The sequence below is a fragment of the Micrococcus sp. 093350064-1 genome (genome assembly GCF_053627955.1).
Window position 1 is genome coordinate 95,754 of the sequence record NZ_JBSEYU010000008.1, and the last position, 17,107, is coordinate 112,860.

13 protein-coding genes are annotated in these 17,107 nt (G+C 73.2%); 9 read left to right on the top strand and 4 right to left on the bottom strand.

Annotated elements, in window-relative coordinates; genetic code table 11:
* Positions 1 to 3 precede the first annotated feature (3 nt).
* Positions 4 to 669: a malonic semialdehyde reductase gene (locus ACUW6W_RS09685; protein WP_036383999.1), complete on the bottom strand. Its 666-nt coding sequence runs from the start codon at positions 667 to 669 to the stop codon at positions 4 to 6.
* Between the two features lie 78 nt (positions 670 to 747).
* Here ACUW6W_RS09685 and ACUW6W_RS09690 point away from each other — a divergent pair, with 78 nt between their 5' ends.
* Positions 748 to 4,221 carry a DNA polymerase III subunit gamma and tau gene (locus ACUW6W_RS09690; RefSeq protein WP_217565264.1) on the top strand — a complete coding sequence of 1,158 codons (3,474 nt, stop codon included), beginning with the start codon at positions 748 to 750 and terminating at the stop codon, positions 4,219 to 4,221.
* Positions 4,222 to 4,336: 115 nt separating this feature from the next.
* Positions 4,337 to 4,936: a recombination mediator RecR gene (gene recR, locus ACUW6W_RS09695; RefSeq protein ID WP_002856659.1), complete on the top strand. Its 600-nt coding sequence runs from the start codon at positions 4,337 to 4,339 to the stop codon at positions 4,934 to 4,936.
* A gap of 43 nt (positions 4,937 to 4,979) precedes the next feature.
* Here the strand turns inward: recR and ACUW6W_RS09700 are convergent, their stop codons facing one another.
* Both ACUW6W_RS09700 and ACUW6W_RS09705 read right to left on the bottom strand, forming a co-directional pair.
* Positions 4,980 to 6,236 (bottom strand): ABC transporter permease, encoded by a 1,257-nt coding sequence (locus tag ACUW6W_RS09700; protein WP_159227888.1) that lies wholly within the window; start codon positions 6,234 to 6,236, stop codon positions 4,980 to 4,982.
* Complete coding sequence (locus ACUW6W_RS09705) at positions 6,233 to 7,246, bottom strand: ABC transporter ATP-binding protein (protein WP_217565265.1); 1,014 nt, start codon at positions 7,244 to 7,246, stop codon at positions 6,233 to 6,235. The genes ACUW6W_RS09700 and ACUW6W_RS09705 overlap by 4 nt, the downstream gene beginning before the upstream one ends.
* Before the next feature lie 228 nt (positions 7,247 to 7,474).
* Between ACUW6W_RS09705 and ACUW6W_RS09710 the strand changes: the two genes are divergently transcribed.
* Positions 7,475 to 8,761, top strand: a complete 1,287-nt coding sequence (locus tag ACUW6W_RS09710) for an aspartate kinase (protein ID WP_217565266.1) — start codon at positions 7,475 to 7,477, stop codon at positions 8,759 to 8,761.
* A gap of 125 nt (positions 8,762 to 8,886) precedes the next feature.
* Here the strand turns inward: ACUW6W_RS09710 and ACUW6W_RS09715 are convergent, their stop codons facing one another.
* Positions 8,887 to 11,871 (bottom strand): S8 family serine peptidase, encoded by a 2,985-nt coding sequence (locus ACUW6W_RS09715; RefSeq protein ID WP_217565267.1) that lies wholly within the window; start codon positions 11,869 to 11,871, stop codon positions 8,887 to 8,889.
* Positions 11,872 to 12,139: 268 nt separating this feature from the next.
* Between ACUW6W_RS09715 and ACUW6W_RS09720 the strand changes: the two genes are divergently transcribed.
* From ACUW6W_RS09720 to ACUW6W_RS09745, 6 genes are all read left to right on the top strand, one after another.
* Entirely contained in the window at positions 12,140 to 12,892 is a 753-nt protein-coding gene (locus tag ACUW6W_RS09720) for a hypothetical protein (protein WP_454180158.1), read from the top strand.
* Between the two features lie 26 nt (positions 12,893 to 12,918).
* Positions 12,919 to 14,271 carry a recombinase family protein gene (locus tag ACUW6W_RS09725; RefSeq protein ID WP_206496669.1) on the top strand — a complete coding sequence of 451 codons (1,353 nt, stop codon included), beginning with the start codon at positions 12,919 to 12,921 and terminating at the stop codon, positions 14,269 to 14,271.
* A 519-nt stretch (positions 14,272 to 14,790) separates the two neighbouring features.
* Positions 14,791 to 14,964, top strand: a complete 174-nt coding sequence (locus tag ACUW6W_RS09730) for a helix-turn-helix domain-containing protein (RefSeq protein WP_207476666.1) — start codon at positions 14,791 to 14,793, stop codon at positions 14,962 to 14,964.
* 147 nt (positions 14,965 to 15,111) lie between these two features.
* Positions 15,112 to 15,396: a hypothetical protein gene (locus tag ACUW6W_RS09735; RefSeq protein WP_145992768.1), complete on the top strand. Its 285-nt coding sequence runs from the start codon at positions 15,112 to 15,114 to the stop codon at positions 15,394 to 15,396.
* Positions 15,397 to 15,536: 140 nt separating this feature from the next.
* Positions 15,537 to 15,659 carry a hypothetical protein gene (locus tag ACUW6W_RS09740; RefSeq protein WP_274607831.1) on the top strand — a complete coding sequence of 41 codons (123 nt, stop codon included), beginning with the start codon at positions 15,537 to 15,539 and terminating at the stop codon, positions 15,657 to 15,659.
* The gene (locus ACUW6W_RS09745) at positions 15,643 to 17,064 is read left to right on the top strand and encodes a DNA primase family protein (protein WP_454180159.1); all 1,422 of its coding nucleotides are present in this window, start codon (positions 15,643 to 15,645) and stop codon (positions 17,062 to 17,064) included. The genes ACUW6W_RS09740 and ACUW6W_RS09745 overlap by 17 nt, the downstream gene beginning before the upstream one ends.
* Positions 17,065 to 17,107: the final 43 nt, after the last annotated feature.

Genomic DNA, 17,107 nt, shown 5'->3' on the forward strand with positions numbered 1-17,107 from the left:
CGGTCAGAGGACCTGGGCGGCCTGGGCGAAGTCGAGGCGGCCCTGGCGGGGCTGCTGCGCCTTCTCGTCGTCCGCGGCGGCGTGGCCGACGTTGATCACCAGGAGGGACTTCCAGGCACGGTCCGCGTGGAACTCGGCGTCCACGGCGGCGGCGTCGAACCCGGCCATGGGGCCGACCTCGAGCCCGTGCGCGCGCAGGGCCACGAGCAGGTAGCCCACTTGGATGAGCGCGTTCGTGCGGCCCATCCCCTCGCGCATGCCCGGCTTGCCCTCGGCATTCTCCTCGAAGCCCTGCCGGAACGGGGCGAGGTGGCCCATGTGGCGGTGCCAGTCGAGGTCGTAGGAGGCGATCAGCGTGAGCGGGGCGCGCTCCGTCTTCTCCCGGTTGAACTCGATCATGAGCGGGGCCAGGCGGGCGCGGGCCTCGGGGCTGTCCACGACGTCGAGCCGCAGCGGCTGGTTGTTCATGGCGGTCGGCGCCCAGCGGAGGTCCGCGTAGGCCCGCTCGATCAGCGCGAGGTCGACGGGCTCGTCCGAGAAGAGCTGCGTCGTGTGGCGGTCCGCGAAGAGGCGGTCGATCTCGGCCTGACTCAGCGGTCCCGCGTCCGGGGCCGGCTGCGTGGGGTGGATCGTGTCCTCGGCGTCGGTGTGCATGTGCGTGGTGGTCATGGGCCAGGGAACGGGCCGGCGGGCGTGCGCATTCCCCGGCTCCCTTAGCCCGTCCGCCCGCCGGATAGGCTTTCGAGGGTGAGCACCGCCCTGTACCGCCGCTACCGCCCGGACCGTTTCGAGGACGTGATCGGGCAGGACCATGTCACGGTCCCGCTGCGCACCGCACTGGCGAAGGACCGCGTGAACCACGCCTACCTCTTCTCCGGCCCGCGCGGCTGCGGCAAGACCACGTCCGCCCGCATCCTCGCGCGCTGCCTGAACTGCGCCCAAGGCCCCACGCCCACGCCGTGCGGCGAGTGCGACTCGTGCCGGGACCTGGCCACCGGCGGGCCGGGCTCGCTGGACGTGCTGGAGATCGACGCGGCCTCGCACGGCGGTGTGGAGGACGCCCGCGGCCTGCGCGAGCGGGCCACGTTCGCCCCGGTCCGGGACCGCTACAAGATCCTCATCATCGACGAGGCGCACATGGTCACCGCGGCGGGCTTCAACGCGCTGCTCAAGATCGTGGAGGAGCCGCCGGAGCACCTGAAGTTCATCTTCGCCACCACGGAGCCGGAGAAGGTCATCGGGACCATCCGCTCCCGCACCCATCACTACCCGTTCCGGCTCGTGCCGCCGGAGCCGCTCATCGCCTACCTCGAGCAGCTGTGCGCGGAGGAGGGCGTGTCCGTGGAGAAGGGCGTGCTGCCGCTCGTGGTGCGCGCCGGCACGGGCTCGGTGCGTGACACGCTCTCCGTGCTGGACCAGCTGATCGCGGGTGCCCAGGAGGGCCAGGTCTCCTACGAGCTCGCGGTGAGCCTGCTCGGCTTCACCCCGGAAGCCCTGCTGGACGACGTGATCGACGCCGTCGCCGCGGACGACACCCCCACCGTGTTCCGCGTGGTGGACCGCGTGGTGCAGTCCGGCCAGGACCCGCGCCGCTTCGTCGAGGACCTGCTGGACCGCTTCCGCGACCTCGTGATCGCCCGTGCCCTGCCGGAGGAGGCCGGGGCGATCCTGCACGGCATGCCGGAGGACCAGGTGCGGCGTCTGTCGGCGCAGGCCGCGCAGCTCTCCCGCGCGGAGCTCTCCCGCCTCGCGGACATCACCAACCTCGCGCTGACGGACATGGTGGGGGCCACCAGTCCCCGCCTGCACCTCGAGCTGCTCATGGCGCGCCTGCTGCTGCCCGCCTCGGACGAGACGCACCGCGGCCTGGCCGCCCGCCTCGAGGCCCTCGAACGGCGCCTGGAGCTCGGTGGCGCCGCGCCCGTCGAGGACGGCGCCCCGGAGGGCACGACGACGCCGGCCCGGTCCGGCACGCCCGCCAAGGACGGCGGCGGATCGGCCGGGGACGCGGACGGCTCCGGCCCTCTGACCGGTGCCGCGCTCGCCCGGGCCGCCATGCGGCGGCCGGAGGAGCCCGCGCCGACGGCGCCCACCGCCCCGCCGGAGCGCTGGACGCCGCCTGCCCCGCAGTCCGTGGCAGAGGCGCCGGAGGGGGACGCGGCCGCCGGGGCAACGGGGTCCGAACGTCCGCAGCAGCCGCCGCAGCCCAAGCGGCCCGAACCGGCTGAGGTCGGGGCCCGTTCCGGGGACACGCGCCGCCCGGAGGCCGGGAGCCGCGCCGAGCCTGAGGGCCGCCCCGAGGGCCGGCCCCAGGCCCAGGACCGCACCGGTGCCGCGCCGGCCCCCGCCCACGGGCCGGAGGAGACGGCCGCGCCGTCGAGCCCCACGCCCGCCCCGGCAGCGAGCCAGGTGGAGATGATCCGCCGGGCCTGGCCGGACATCCTCGCGGCCCTCGAGGACGCCTCACGCCTGGTGTGGATGCTGGTGAAGGACAACGCGAGCGTCGCGGGCTACGACGGCTCGTTGCTGACGATCGGCTTCCAGCAGGACGGACCCCGCCAGTCGCTGCTCGGCCGGGGCGGCGACCGCGTGCTCGGCGAGGCCGTCCACCAGGTGCTCGGCATCCGCCCGCGGCTCGACCTGATCCTCGGTGGGGACGCGCCGACCGGGGAGGCCCGCGCACAGTCCGGCGCCCGCCCGGCCAGCCCGGCGCGGACGGACCGGCCTGAACGTCCGGCCCCGCAGCAGAGCCGGCCCGACCGACCGGCGGCGGCGCAGCCGAACCGACCCGCTCCGGCACCGGGGCAGGCCCCGCGCGAGCCGGAGTCCTCCCGCCCCGCCCCGCCGCGCTCCGCCGCACCCTCCACCGCGGAGGACGACCCGGCGCCGCCGGCGGCTCCGCCCCGGGCCACACAGCAGCGTCAGACGCCGGAGCCGTCCCCCGCCTGGACGCCCGCGGCTCCCGCCACCTCCTGGGGGCCGACGCCGACGTCGTCGACGACGCCCGCCCCCGCCCCGCCGGCGGACGGCTGGGGCGGCCCGGATGAGGAGCCGCCCGCCTGGGACGACGCTCCCCCGCCCGAGGAGGACCCGTGGGACTCGCTGCCCGCGTTCGACCCGGACGCGGAGCAGGACGACTCGGACGGCCCCGAGGGCTGGACCCCGCCTGCCCGCGACGCCGAGGAGCGGCCCGTCGGCGCACCCGGCTGGGACGGTCCCGTGCCGTCGGTCGAGGACTGGGGGGCGCCGCCGCAGGCCGCACCGGCCCCCGGCGGCGCCGCGCCGGACGCCGGCCAGGACTCCCCGGTCCGGCCCGACGCCCCGGCCCCCGACGAGAGCGAGCCGAGCGCCGAGGAGGTCCGTCGGGCCTACGACCCGGGGCCGCTGGTCCGCGAGGAGGAGCACTCGATCCCCGTGTTCGCCCGTCCGGAGGCGGAGCTGCGCGCGGAGTTCGCGAAGCGCTTCGGCGCGACCCGTCCCGCCGGCTTCGACGACGGCGCGGGCGCGGCCGCGGACGGTGACTCCGCCCGGCCTGCCACGCCGTCGCCCGCCCCGGACGACGACGCAGCGGCCACGGAGCGACGCGATCCCCACCCGGCCGCCTCGGGCGCCGGCCCGTCCTCGGACGAGCAGCGGCGCCCCACGGGTGCGCCCACGGCCGACGCGACCCCCGATCCGGGCGTGCCCGCCGACGACGCGGACGCCGCGCCGCGCGCGGCTGCCGGCCCGGGCGGGGCGGACTTCCCGGGTTCGGGCCATCCGGCGAGCATGTACCCGCGGCTCATGGAGCGGCTGCGGGCCGGTGGGCCCCTCGAGCCTCCGGTGAATGCGGGCTCCAGCGGCGGGACGGGCGGCCCCGGCGCCCCCGGTGGCCCCGACCCGGACGCCACGCCGGGCTCTCCCGCCGGGGGCCGACCGAGCGCGGCCTCGCTCGGGGCACGCCCCGCCGACGCCGAGCCCGCCGGGGGAGCCTCGGCGCCGCCGTCGTTGGACGCGCGGGCCGCGGCCATCCGCGCCGCCCGTGAGGCCGCCCAGGGCCGCGGCCCGGCCCGGCCCGCCGACACCGGCCCCGCCGCCCCGGCGACATCCGGTGTGGGGTGGGAGGACGAGGTCGCCAGCGACGACGACGTCCCGCTCGAGGACTCGGGCCTCGTGGGCCGGGCCGTCGTCGAGCGGGTGCTCGGCGGTCGTCTGCTCGAGGAACGCCCCAACGACGCCTGAGGCGAACGCGCCCGTACGCCGTCCGGGGCCGCGGGCATGATGGACGGGGCGCCGGACCACGGCGCCCCGTCGGGGCGCACGCCCCACGAGACGCACCATCGGACGAGGGAGACGGATGTACCAGGGCGCGGTGCAGGACCTGATCGACGAGCTCGGCCGCCTGCCGGGCATCGGGCCGAAGTCCGCCCAGCGGATCGCCTTCCACATGCTGGAGGCGGACCGGGAGGACATGCTGCGGCTCGCGGACGCCATCCGCACGGTCAAGGACAGGGTGCGACTGTGCTCGGTCTGCTTCAACGTCTCCGAGGACGAGGTGTGCTCGCTCTGCCGGGATGAGCGCCGGGACCGCTCCCAGATCTGCGTGGTCGAGGAGTCGCAGGACGTCATGGCCATGGAGCGCACCCGCGCCTTCCAGGGCCGCTACCACGTGCTCGGCGGGGCCATCAATCCGATCGCCGGCATCGGCCCCGAGCAGCTGCACGTCCGCGAGCTGCTCACCCGGCTGCAGGACGAGGCCGTGCAGGAGGTCATCCTCGCCACGGATCCCAACCTCGAGGGCGAGGCCACGGCCACCTACCTCGGCCGGCTCCTCGGCGCCACGGGCATCCGCGTCACGCGCCTGGCCTCCGGTCTGCCCGTCGGCGGGGACCTCGAGTACGCGGACGAGGTCACCCTCGGCCGTGCCTTCGAAGGACGCCGCCTGATCAGCGGCTGACACCGGCCGGCGTCGAGCAGGTCCCGCCCGACGCCGGCCCGGCTCAGGCCACTCGCGTGCCGGCGGGCAGCCGCCCGGCCGGGGTGTCCAGGCGACGGTGGCCCCACCAACCCAGCCCGGCCACCAGCACACCCTGCATCGCCAGACCGAGCGGCCACACCGGCCAGGTGCCCTGCCGGTCCGGCACGCCGCTCTGGTCGAGACCGCGCAGCTCGCCGTCGAGGCACTCGACGTCCCGAACGGGGTCACGCTGGGTCCAGCGCAGGCCCACGGACAGCAGGTTGAGCGGCCCGGGCTCCGCCCAGGTCCCGTCCTCGACGAGCCCGCCCTCCCAGGGGGACGCATCCGCGAGGACGGCGTAGGGGTTCGCCGCGAGCAGCCATCCGCTGCGCCGCGGGTCGGGGATCGTCCGGGTGGTCACCGGGCCGACGCACCGGTCGGCGATCCCGTCGAACAGCTCCGGGTTCGCCGCCTCCCACTCGGCCCAGGCCTGATCCGCCTCCTCCGGGGTCATCTTCTCGAGCTCCGCCTCGGTGAACGGCTCCGCCGTCATGGAGCCGAACTCGGCGTCGTTGGCCCGCACCTCGGTCTGCAGGAACTGCAGGGACAGCCCGAAGGCCACCAGGGTGCCGATCGTCAGCGCCGCCACGATCAGGTACGTCACCACGACGGCGAACAGCGTGCGCCCGGCGATCGCCGAGACGGCCACGCCGATCCCCGCGATCATGCCGAACTCCACGAGGATCATCACGAGCCCCACCAGCACGGCCCACGGGGACACGCGCCCCACCACGGCCGCGACCGCCAGCCACGGCAGCGCCGCCGCGAGGAACGCGGCGGAGGCGATCCACGCGGCCAGCCACTTGCCCGCCATCAGGTGCCCGGTCCGCAGCAGCGTGACCTGGGTGATGGCCAGCGTGCCGCCGGCACGGTCGCCCGAGATCGCGTTGGCCGCCAGGGCGGGCGAGACCAGCAGCGAGAGGGTGAGAACGAAGAGCAGGACGCCGTCGAAGAGCGTCCGCCCCAGGGCGCGCATCTGCTGCTCCGCCAGCTCCGGCTCCAGGCCGGACGCCTCCATCTCCGTCACGCCCAGGCTTCGCAGCCCGAGGGCGCCGAGGGTCACCGCCCCCACCACCACGAAGAAGACGCCCAACAGCACGTACCAGCCGCGCGAGCGCAGCCGCTGACGCAGTTCCATGCCCACCACGGTGGCCACGGCCTGGGCCGCACCGAGGCGTCCCCCTGGCTGCGGCTGCGGCGGGCGGCGGTCGTGGATCGAGGTCGCGACGGCGGTGCTCACGGCCGGTCTCCTTCGGTGCGGGGGCCCTCCAGATGGAGGCCCAGGTAGGCGTTCTCGAGGCGGGAGCCCTCCGGGGCGAAGTGGCTGACGAGCACACCCTCGCGCACGAGGTCCGCGAGCAGCGCGGCCGCGGCGGCCTCACCCCGCAGCTGCACCACGACGCCGTCCCGGCGCTGGCCCGCGCCGGCGCCGGTGGCCGCGGTGACGGTCAGGCCGCGGGTCTCGAGGGCGCGGACGAGGGTGTCCCGGGCCGTCGGGTCGGGCCCGGCGATCCGGTAGGGGCGGGCGAGGTCGTCGGTGGCGCGGAACTCCTGGGTGGCCACCGTGGCGCCCTCACGGAGGAACACGGCGCGATCGGACATCTCCTCGAGCTCGGCGAGCACGTGGGAGGAGACGAGCACAGCGGTGCCGGCTGCGGCCATGGCGCGCAGGTCGTCCCGCAGCCGGATGCGGGCGGCCGGGTCGAGGCCGTTGGCGGGTTCGTCCAGGAGCAGGACGGAGGGCCGGTGCACGGTGGCCCGAGCCAGGGACAGGCGCTGCTGCTGGCCGCGGGAGAGCACGCGGGCGGGCCGGTGGGCGAACTCCGTGAGCTCGACCCACGCGAGCTGCTCGTCCGCGCGCGCCGACGCCTCCGCCTTTCCCATGCCGTAGAGCCGGCCCAGGCTGGAGAGGATGTCGTGGCAGGTCAGCTCCTCCCACACGCCCAGGGTGTCGGGCATCCAGCCGAGCCGCCGCCGGGCCTCGACGGGCTCGCGCACCGCGTCCACCCCGGCCACGGACACGGCGCCGGCGTCCGGGCGCAGCAGGGTGGCCAGGATCAGCAGGAGCGTGGTCTTGCCCGAGCCGTTCGGGCCGACGAGGGCCGTCACGGAGCCGGCGGGCACGGTGAGGGAGACGTCCCGCACCGCATGGACGGCGCCGAACGAGCGGGCGAGGCCGTGGGCCACGATCCCGTCGTGGGCGGCCGCCCCCAGGACGGGTGAGGCGGGCGGGGGTGCTGGAGCGGTCATGGCCCCATCCTTGCCGGGCCGTGCTCGGACGCGGATCCACCCGGGGGATGATCCCGGCGCCGATCCCAGCCCGACCGGGGTCGCAGGCGGGGCCGCGGGCGCCGTCGTCCCGGCCGGCCGCGGGCGCCGGGTCCAGCATCCGGAACAGGGGTTCACCTGGCGGACCCGCGCGGGTGCGCGCCCCTAGACTTGGCCCGAACCGACCCTCGACCCCGTCCGGAGCGACCCATGAGTCTCATCGTCCAGAAGTTCGGCGGCTCCTCCGTGGCCGACGCCGCCGGCATCCAGCGCGTGGCCCGCCGCGTCGCGGACACGGTCCGGGCCGGGAACCGCGTGTGCGTCGTGGTCTCGGCCATGGGCGACACCACGGACGAGCTGCTCGACCTCGCCGCCGAGCTCACGCAGGACGCGCCCGCGCGCGAGATGGACATCCTGCTCTCGGCCGGCGAGCGCATCTCCATGTCCCTGCTGGCGATGGCGATCCACGCCGAGGGCGTCGAGGCCCGCTCCTACACCGGCTCCCAGGCCGGCATGCTGACGGACACCTCGTACGGCCGGGCCCGGATCGTCAAGGTCAACCCCCACCGCGTGCAGGAGGCCCTCGACGCCGGCCGCGTGGCCATCGTGGCCGGGTTCCAGGGCATGAGCCCCGAGTCCAAGGACATCACCACCATGGGCCGCGGCGGCTCGGACACCACGGCCGTCGCCCTCGCCGCCGCGCTCGGCGCGGACGTGTGCGAGATCTACACGGACGTGGACGGCGTCTACTCTGCCGACCCGCGCGTCGTGCCGACCGCCCGCAAGCTCACCGAGCTCTCCTCCGAGGAGACCCTCGAGATGGCGGCCTCCGGATCCAAGGTGCTGCACCTGCGCTCCGTGGAGTACGCGCGCCGCTTCGGCGTGCCGCTGCACGTGCGCTCCTCCTTCACCGACCACGAGGGCACCTGGATCATGCCCGACCCGAACGACACCATCACCCTTCAGGAAGGCGCTCCCATGGAACAGCCCATCGTCTCCGGCGTCGCCCACGACCGCTCCGAGGGCAAGGTCACGATCGTCGGCGTCCCCGACGTGCCCGGCAAGGCCGCCGAGATCTTCCGCGTGATCGCCGTGTCCAACGTGAACATCGACATGATCGTGCAGAACATCTCCCGCGAGGGCTCGGGCCGCACGGACATCTCCTTCACCCTGCCGATCGTGGAGGGCAAGGACGCCATGGCCGCCCTGCGCGCCGCCCAGGACCGGATCGGCTTCCAGGACATCGTCTCGGACCCGGAGATCGGCAAGCTCTCGCTGATCGGCGCGGGCATGCGCTCCAACCCGGGCGTCTCCGCCACCTTCTTCAAGGCCCTCGCCGACGCCGGCGTGAACGTGGACCTCATCTCCACCTCGGAGATCCGCATCTCCGTGGTCACCGCCGAGAGCAAGCTCGACGACGCCGTCCGCGCCGTGCACGCCGCCTTCGGTCTCGACGCCGAGGAGGAGGCCACGGTCTACGGCGGCACCGGCCGCTGACGCCGCACCCGCCCCTGCCCCACCCACCACGACGCCGGCCCCGCACCTTCAGCATGAAGGTGCGGGGCCGGCGTCGTGCGGGCGGTTCCTCCCGCTCCGTCAGCGAGGACGGAGGGGGTGGGCGGTCACGGGACCTGGACGGTCACGTCGGTCGTGATGCCCGCGTCCCAGGTGACGAGGCCCTTCCAGGTGCCCGAGGTCAGGCCGGACCAGGAGAGGGTCGCCTCGGTGGCCTTGCCCGAGGTCACGGGGACCGGGTTCGGGGAGACCGTGAGGTTGCCCGCGTCCTCGCGCAGCTTGAGCGTCTCGAGGGTGCCGGTGTCCTTGCCGCCGTTGGCCGCGTACAGGTGGCCGACCACGGTGTAGGCGCCCGGGGCGGGGTCGGCGATCGTCAGCGTCTCGGATTCGTCCGCGGTCGCCCGGGAGAGCTGCTTGCCCTCGGGGGTGATCACGTACAGGTCCCAGTCGGCGCCGGCGGCGCCCGCGTTGATCGAGGCCACCAGGGACTTGGTGCCCTCCTCCACGGTCACCGTGGACACGGCCAGTGCGCTGGACTCGAGCGAGTTGCTCGCGGTGGCGGCGGCCACGGTGGAGTCCACCTTGCCCAGGCCCAGGACCTGCGGGGTCAGCTCACCGGTCACGCCGGGGGTGATCTCCACGTCGGCGGAGCCGGTGGCGCCGGAGCCCTCGACGGCGGAGGTGACGGTCGCGGACTTCGCCTTCACGGTGACCGGGGAGGTCACCTCCGGGACGGCCTTGCCCTTGGCGGTGGTCCAGGACATGGAGCCGTGGGTCCAGGTGTTCACCGCGGCGTCGGTGCGGGTGACGGTCAGCTCGACGTCGGCGGACTGACCGGCCTTCAGGTCCAGCACGGCCGGGGAGGCGGTCACCTCGAAGCCGGGCACGTTCGCGGAGAACTGCCAGCGGCCGTTCTCCCGGGCGGTCACGGTGCGGGTCACGGTGGCCGAGCCGACGACGTCGGGGATCGCCAGGGACGGGACGTTCACGTCACGGCCGGCGATGTCGCCGCGCAGCAGCGCGTCCCACTGCTCCTTGCCGGACTCGTAGACCAGGCCCGGGCGGGCGGCGGCGGCCGGATCGGCGGAGCCGGCGCCCGTGGCGAAGTTGTCCGTGTTCACGGTGCCGTCGGCGTTGTACACGTCGCCGGCGGTGGTCATGAGGGCGGACTTCACGGCCATCGGGGACCAGGCCGGGTACTTGCCGATCAGCAGCGTGGCCATGCCGGCCAGGTTCGGCGAGGCCATGGACGTGCCGGACATCAGGCCGAACGTGTTGCCGTGGTAGTCGGGGTCCAGCGGGGAGACGCCGGCGATCACGTTCACACCGGGGGCGGCGAGGTCGGGCTTCAGGAGCTCCTGGTTCACGGCGTTGGCCGGGCCGCGGGAGGAGAAGCCGGCGATCTGGGGCAGCGGGTCCTCCGGCAGGCCGGTGGTGTCGCCCGGGACGATCGTGGCGGTGAGGTCGGAGGACTTCACCTTCTCGATCACGCCGTTGTCGTTCATGTGCACGGTCGGCACCGCGTGGATGTCCGCGTCCAGCGAGCCGGACGGGGTGTTCACGAGGATCATGCCGACGCCGCCGGCCTCCTCCACCACCTGCGACTTCTCGGTGCGGGCGTTCCCGCCGCGCTCGCAGAGCACGATCTTGCCGGCGGCCTCCTCGGTGAGCCCGCCGGGCAGGCAGAGACGCGCGGCCTCGGCGTCGCCGGCGGCGACCTCGGACGCGTGGATGACCTCGGCCGGGCCCACGCCGGTGCGGGCCGAGGAGGCGCCCCGGAGCTGCGTGCCGTCGGAGAACTGCACGGTGGCGGTGAGCTCGTTGGAGAACGTCTCCGCGGCCACGGTGGTCAGCCACGGGGAGCCGTGGTTCACGGTGTTCGGGCCGGGGCCGGAGTTGCCGCCGGAGGCGGCCACAAAGATGCCGGCCTCGGCGGCGGACTTGAAGGCCATGGCCACCGGGTCCACGATCGAGGTGTTGGAGCCGGAGATCGAGTAGTTCAGCACGTCCACGTTGTTCTCGATGGCCTGCTCGATGGCGGCCACGGAGGCGGAGGTGTAGCAGCCGCCGGTGTTCGGGTCGGTGTCCTCCCAGCAGATCTTGTAGGAGATCAGGTGGGCGGCCGGGGCCACGCCCGCGCCCTCGCCGAAGGAGTCGTCGTCGATGGTCTGCTCCACCCCGGTGTTGCCGAGGATGGTGGTGGCCACGTGGGTGCCGTGGGAGAACACGCCCAGCGGGGAGATGCGCTCCTCCGGGGCCCGCTCGTCCACCGGGACGAAGCGCTCGAAGTCGTCGGAGAAGGCGTAGGCGCCGATCAGCTTGGAGTCGCACGACGACGCCGGGAAGTCCGGGCCGGTCTCGCACTCGGCCGTGGCGGTGGTGCCGTCCGCCTTGAGCACGGCGATCTGGCCGTCCGCGGTGCGGTACGGCACGCCGACCTTGGCCTTGCCCTTGAGCGGCTGGACGGGCTGACCGTCGATGAACGGGTTGTCCGGGTGGATGCCGGAGTCGATGACGCCGACCACCACGCCCTTGCCCGCGTTCTCGGCCTTGCCGTACACGGACTTCCAGGTGCCCTTCTTGCCGGGCAGGCCGAGGAATTCGGTGGAGCTGTAGTCCGGGGCCACCTGCTCGTCCGGTGCGACGCCGAGCACGGCCGGGTCCTTCGCGATCGCCTGGGCCTCCTCGGCGGTCAGCTCGGCGACGAACGCGTTCACGGCGCGCTGGAAGGAGATCTCGGCCTTGGCGCCGTGGGTCTTCGCGACCTTCGCCTGCTGGCGCTGGAGCTTGGCCTCGTAGTTCTTCACTCGCGGGTGCGAGGGGTCGAACTTCGCCTTCGGGGCGGCGCCCGGAACGGCGCCGGCCTCGGGGGCGGTCACCGACGGCTGGTCCTTCAGGACCACGAAGTAGCGGCCGTCCTCAAACTGCTGCTGGACCTGCACCTCGCCCTGCGGGCTGGAGACGGTGCTGCCGTCGGGCAGTTCGACGGCGGTGGCCGACACCGCGAGCGCGGGAGCGGCCACGAGGCTCGCGCCGGCGACGGCCGCGGCCAGGGCCCGACGGCGCCGGGCAGGGGTGGGGTTCTGAGGCATTGCCTCCGCCTTTCTCATCAAGGTCCGCCCAGCTCTCACCCGTGGCACGCCGGCGGGGATGACGCCGGGGGACGGGGAGATCGGCGCCCATGTGATGGGCACCACAGCGAGACATGTGCAATCTACCGTCCGGTAGGGCGTTTGACCAGATCTTTGCCAGGCAACGTCCAGGACCGTCGAATTGGGGCCGCCGGAGTGCGCTCCCCGCGTCGGCATCACGTGGGCCCGCTCGCTCATGAGGGGCGCCACGGGGGAGGATGGTGGGGCCATGCCCGAGCCACACACCGCCCCCGCGCCCTCCGAGACCCTGCCGCCCGCCGTCGTCGCCCTGCCCGCCGACGTGTGGCGGGCCCACGCGCTGGCGCACCGCGAGCGCATCGCCCGACGCACGGACCCGCTGGTGGCCCTGCGGATGCGGGGCGAGAAGCACCCGGTGCAGGACTTCCTCTTCGGCTACTACACGCACTCCCCCGCCGCGCTGCAGCGCTGGCACCCCGGGCCGGGGGTCCTCCTCGCGGACGACGACGGCGCCGCGGCCCACGCCGAGGCGGCCGAGCTGGGCACGACCCCACGGGGCGAGTGGAAGCACTACCGGCGCGTCGAGGCCGGCGAGGTGGCAGGCGCCGTCGTCGACGGCCGCCCGGTGGGCGGCTGGCTGGTGGACGCGGCGGCGGTGCTGGCCGACCGCGCGTCGGGGGTGGCGTTCACGCGGGACCTGCTCGCGCGCACGGCGGGGCGGGCGCCACGCCTGGGCTGCTTCGGGCTGCACGAGTGGGCGATGGCGTACCGCTCGGACGTGCACGGGGTGCGGCACTCCCAGCTGCCGCTGCGGCTCGGGGCCGAGGGGACGGACGCGGTGGTGGAGGGCTCGCGGATCCGGTGCACGCACTTCGACGCGTTCCGGTTCTTCGCGCCCGAGGCCCGCGACCGCAACGAGGGCGACGGCGGCGTCCTGCCCACGCGCGCCGGGATGCGGGAGATGGAACAGCCCGGCTGCCTGCACGCGGGGATGGACCCATAGAAGTCAACATCGCTTAGGATGGAGTCATGCGCGCCGCCATCTACCTCCGCATCTCCCTCGACCGTCACGGCGACGGCCTTGCAGTAGAGCGGCAGCGCGAGGACTGCAAACGGATCATCGCTCAGCGTGGATGGGAGCACGTCGCCACCTATGAGGATCCGTCCGTGTCAGCTTCATCACGCACCGTCACCCGCCCCGGGTATGAGCGCATGGTCCGAGACTGGCAGGCCGGCCGCTTCGACGCCGTTGTCTGCTGGGACCTCGACCGCCTCACTCGCCAGCCCCGGCAGCTGGAAGACTGGATCGACGCCGCCGAACAACGCGGACTACACCTCGTGACCGCGAACGGGGAGGCCGACCTAGGCACGGATGCCGGCCGGATGTTCGCCCGTATTAAGGCGGCCGTCTCCCGCCAGGAGGTGGACCGTAAGAGCGCGCGGCAGGTGCGCGCCGCTCAGCAACGCGCCGAGCTCGGCAAGGGGTGGGGCCCTCGCCGGCCGTTCGGATTCGCTGAGGACAAGGTGGCCCATGACCCCGCCGAGGCGGCCGTGGTGCGTCGCATGTACGACGACTTCAATGCAGGCGTGGGCCAGCGCGAGATCTGCCGCCGTCTGGCCGCGGAGGGTGTGCGCACGAGCACGGGCCGGGAGTGGACTCAACCCGCCCTTCGGCAGTTTCTCCGCAATCCCCGCAACGCCGGCCTCCGCGCCTACCGGGGGGAGATCATCGGCCCCGCTGAATGGGCGCCCCTGGTAAGCGAATCGGTCTACCGCGCCGCCCTCGATCGCATGGACGCGCCGACGAAGCGTGTAGGAGGCAGCGGCGCTAAACATCTGTTGATCGGCGTGGCCCGGTGCGGGGTCTGCGATAGCCCGGTGGGAACCAACTACACGGCGACTCACAAGCGGCAGTACGCGTGCCGAGCCGGACACGTGGCGCGTTCCGCGGAGGCCGTGGACGCATACGTTTCTGAGGTCGCCGTGGGCGTCCTGTCCACCCGGGGGGCCGCCGCCTTTACCCGCCATGACGACGCGGGGCAGGTAGAACTCTCGGCCGAGGCCGACCGGATCCGAGCACGACAAGAAGCGCTAGCCGTGGAGTTCGCCGACGGCACCCTTACCGCCGCACAGTTGCGCGCAGCTAACGCCCGCATGGCGGAGCGTCTCGAACAGGTCACCGCAGCGATGGTCGCGGCCGAGGGCAATGCGGCACTGCGCCCCCTGCTTGAAGCGGAGAGCGTGGCGGCAGGCTGGGAGCGTCTGGATATACCGCGGCGACGCGCGGTGATAGACACGCTCATGAACGTGCGGATCCTGCGCACGTCGCAAGGGTCCCGGTTCGACCCGGCATCCGTGGAGATCACACCGCGCACGGGGTGAGGAGTTCCGCGGAACCAGCGGACAGCAGGGTGGGCCGCCCACGGAGGACCCGCACACCAAGGTGATACTTATCACATCCCGTTGACGGGGCAGGAACTGTCACATAACGTGTAGTTAGGTCGCCAGAGGTGGGCCAGAGCCACGTAGTGCTCCCACCAGGCGGCAGGGCTGGACGCTCTCCGCCAGTCGCCGCAGGCGGGCGATCTTTGCCCCGTCTGGTTGACAGCCGCCGAAGTGAGTCATAGCGTGTAGTTAGGTCGCAAGAGGTGGGCCAAGGTGTCAGACATGGCGGAGAAGCGGCCAACACACCTCTCAAGCTGACGACAGTCCCACGTCCTCGGGGCAGGCGCCCACAAGGGTTGTCTAGCCGCCCCGCTACGCCGGACACCACGGGGCCGCTCTATCTGCCCTACGGGCAGGGAGCCCCCCGCCCACTCCCACCCCTACGCACATCGCTAAGGCCAGTCACTCGACTGGCCTTTTTTCGTGCCCAAACTCAGGAGGAAACCCTTGTCCGAGATGGCCCCCACCCTGTACAGCCCTCGCGAAATCGCAGAGATGTTCGGAGTCTCCACCCGCCGTATCAACAGCCTGATCCGGGAGGGCGCCCTGCCGGCCTACGTGCTCGGCCCGCGGACGCGCCGTATCGACGTTCAGGCCGCCCGGGAGGCCCTCGCCCTTGAGCGCCCTTGAAATCGCGGCGGCCGCCCGCCGGCTGGTAGAGGCGTGGCCCCCGCTCACCCCTGAACAGATCGACCGGATCACCCACCTGACGAACCCCGCCCCGAGCGGGGTTTTTTTATGCCCGGATTCGGGCCAGACGGAGGCCAAAACTACGTGATGACGGACATGAAGAAGGGCCGCCCCGCTACCGACGGGGCGGCCCCCACTACCAAGCTCGCCACTCCCATCTTACTCGACCCCGAGACCATGCTGGAGGGCGTCCTCGTCCTCGTTGTCGCCCACGCCGAGGCCGGGGAAACCCGCTACAGGCGCCGCGTGTTCTACACCGTGGCCGCCGCTCAGCGCGCCGCTGATCGCGCGGTGGAGCGCGGACACGCCGCGTCCATCACCCTGTGCCGGCTGGCACCGGTCACGACGCTGGCCGAGGGGTGGAAGGCATGAGCGGCCCGACCTGTCGCCACTGCGCGGATTGGGCATACGGCTATGCCGAGGGCTACGCCCAGGGGCACGCATCCGGTCTGGCCGCCGGACGCGTGCAGGGCGCCGCTGAGGGGCCCGCTCACCCGGCTATCGCTGACTCCGTGGCCCGCATGTTCGCCGGGTGGGACGGCGCCGAGGCGGCCCACGCCCGCTCTGCCGCCCACTTCCGGGACTGGCACACCCAGGCCCGCCGGGAGGTGTACGCGCATGGCATCGCCGCTTGATATGGAGGACGTGGACCTGTCCGAGACGACCCGCCAGCGGCCCGACTACTTCCACCCGGACCTCTACGCCGAGCACCCGCCGGCAGAACGGCCCGGAGAGAAGCACCGGGGCCAGCTGCGCATCGCGCACCGCCTGGCCGAGGCCCACAGCGGCCGGCTGATGTACGTCAACGGGCTGGGCTGGCACGTCTGGGACGGGCAGCGGTGGGCGCCGGACGAGACCGCCGCCGCTGAACGGGCCGTGCATGAGGTGCTGCGCTCCGCTCTGGCTGAGTCCCACGACGGTGACCGCAATCTGCGTGATGATGTGCGCCGCTGCGAGACGGCCGCCGGCATCCGAGGCGTGCTGGACATCGCGGCCACCCTGCCCGGTATCCGGGTGCCGGTGTCTGCCCTCGACGCTGACCCGTACCTGCTGAACGTCGTCAACGGGACATTGGACCTGCGCACGCGCACCCTGCGCCCACACGACCCCGCCGACCGCTTAACGCGCGTATGTCGTGGCGCGTGGGAACCCAAGGCGGACGGGGGCGAGTGGGAGGCATTTCTGGCAACGATCCTCCCGGTCGAAGCAGAACGGGAGTATCTGCGCCGTGTCATCGGGCAAGCCGTGTTCGGTGCCGTCCGTGAGCACCTGTTCCCCGTGCTCACGGGCACGGGAGCAAACGGCAAGGGCACCGCCTACACCGCCATTGCGCACGCGCTGGGCGACTACGCCGCCATCATCGACCCGGAACTGCTGATGACCTCCGGACGGGGGCCAGGCGGGCCAGAGATGATGCAGCTGTTCGGTGCCCGTTTGGTCATCGGCTCTGAGACCGAAGAGGGCAAGCCCCTGGACGCGGCGCTGATGAAGCGCCTGACTGGCGGTGATCCCATCACGGCGCGCAATCTGTATCAGGCGCCCGTCACCTGGGAGCCCTCGCACCAATTCGTGTTCGTCACCAATCATCTGCCCAAGGTCAAGGGCAACGATCCGGCGGTGTGGCGACGGGTCCGAGTCATTCCGTTTGACGTGGTGATTCCGCCCGAGCACCGGGACACGGCCCTGCCCGAGCGCCTGCGCGCCGCCGCTGACGCTGTAGTGACGTGGGCGGTGCGCGGGTGGTGGGACTACGAGGACCACGGCATGGGTGAGCCTGACGCGGTGAAGGCCGCAACGGACGCCTACGCGGTCCAGTCTGACGCGGTGCGCCGGTTCATCGCCGAGAACTGCGTCGTCATGGCGGGCGCGTCCGCGCGCTCCAGTGACCTGCACCAGTCATGGGCGGCATGGGCAGTGCAGGACGGGGCAGACCCTCTGAGCGCTAAGGCATTCGGGGCCGAGCTGGACCGGCTGGGATACCCGGCCAAGCGGGCGTGTCAACTTGTCTGTGTAAGCGGGGTGGTCACAGGTAGGGGTTGATCCGGTCGGGGTAGGCCGCGGCGAGCTGGGCGAGGGCCTGCTT

Excerpts from the sequence above, each read along its gene's own strand:
- ACUW6W_RS09685 (WP_036383999.1), bottom strand. The coding sequence starts at position 669 with ATGACCACCACGCACATGCACACCGACGCCGAGGACACGATCCACCCC.
- recR (WP_002856659.1), top strand. The coding sequence starts at position 4,337 with ATGTACCAGGGCGCGGTGCAGGACCTGATCGACGAGCTCGGCCGCCTG.
- ACUW6W_RS09705 (WP_217565265.1), bottom strand. The coding sequence starts at position 7,246 with ATGACCGCTCCAGCACCCCCGCCCGCCTCACCCGTCCTGGGGGCGGCC.
- ACUW6W_RS09710 (WP_217565266.1), top strand. The coding sequence starts at position 7,475 with ATGAGTCTCATCGTCCAGAAGTTCGGCGGCTCCTCCGTGGCCGACGCC.
- ACUW6W_RS09715 (WP_217565267.1), bottom strand. The coding sequence starts at position 11,871 with ATGCCTCAGAACCCCACCCCTGCCCGGCGCCGTCGGGCCCTGGCCGCG.
- ACUW6W_RS09720 (WP_454180158.1), top strand. The coding sequence starts at position 12,140 with ATGCCCGAGCCACACACCGCCCCCGCGCCCTCCGAGACCCTGCCGCCC.
- ACUW6W_RS09725 (WP_206496669.1), top strand. The coding sequence starts at position 12,919 with ATGCGCGCCGCCATCTACCTCCGCATCTCCCTCGACCGTCACGGCGAC.
- ACUW6W_RS09730 (WP_207476666.1), top strand. The coding sequence starts at position 14,791 with ATGGCCCCCACCCTGTACAGCCCTCGCGAAATCGCAGAGATGTTCGGA.
- ACUW6W_RS09735 (WP_145992768.1), top strand. The coding sequence starts at position 15,112 with ATGACGGACATGAAGAAGGGCCGCCCCGCTACCGACGGGGCGGCCCCC.
- ACUW6W_RS09745 (WP_454180159.1), top strand. The coding sequence starts at position 15,643 with ATGGCATCGCCGCTTGATATGGAGGACGTGGACCTGTCCGAGACGACC.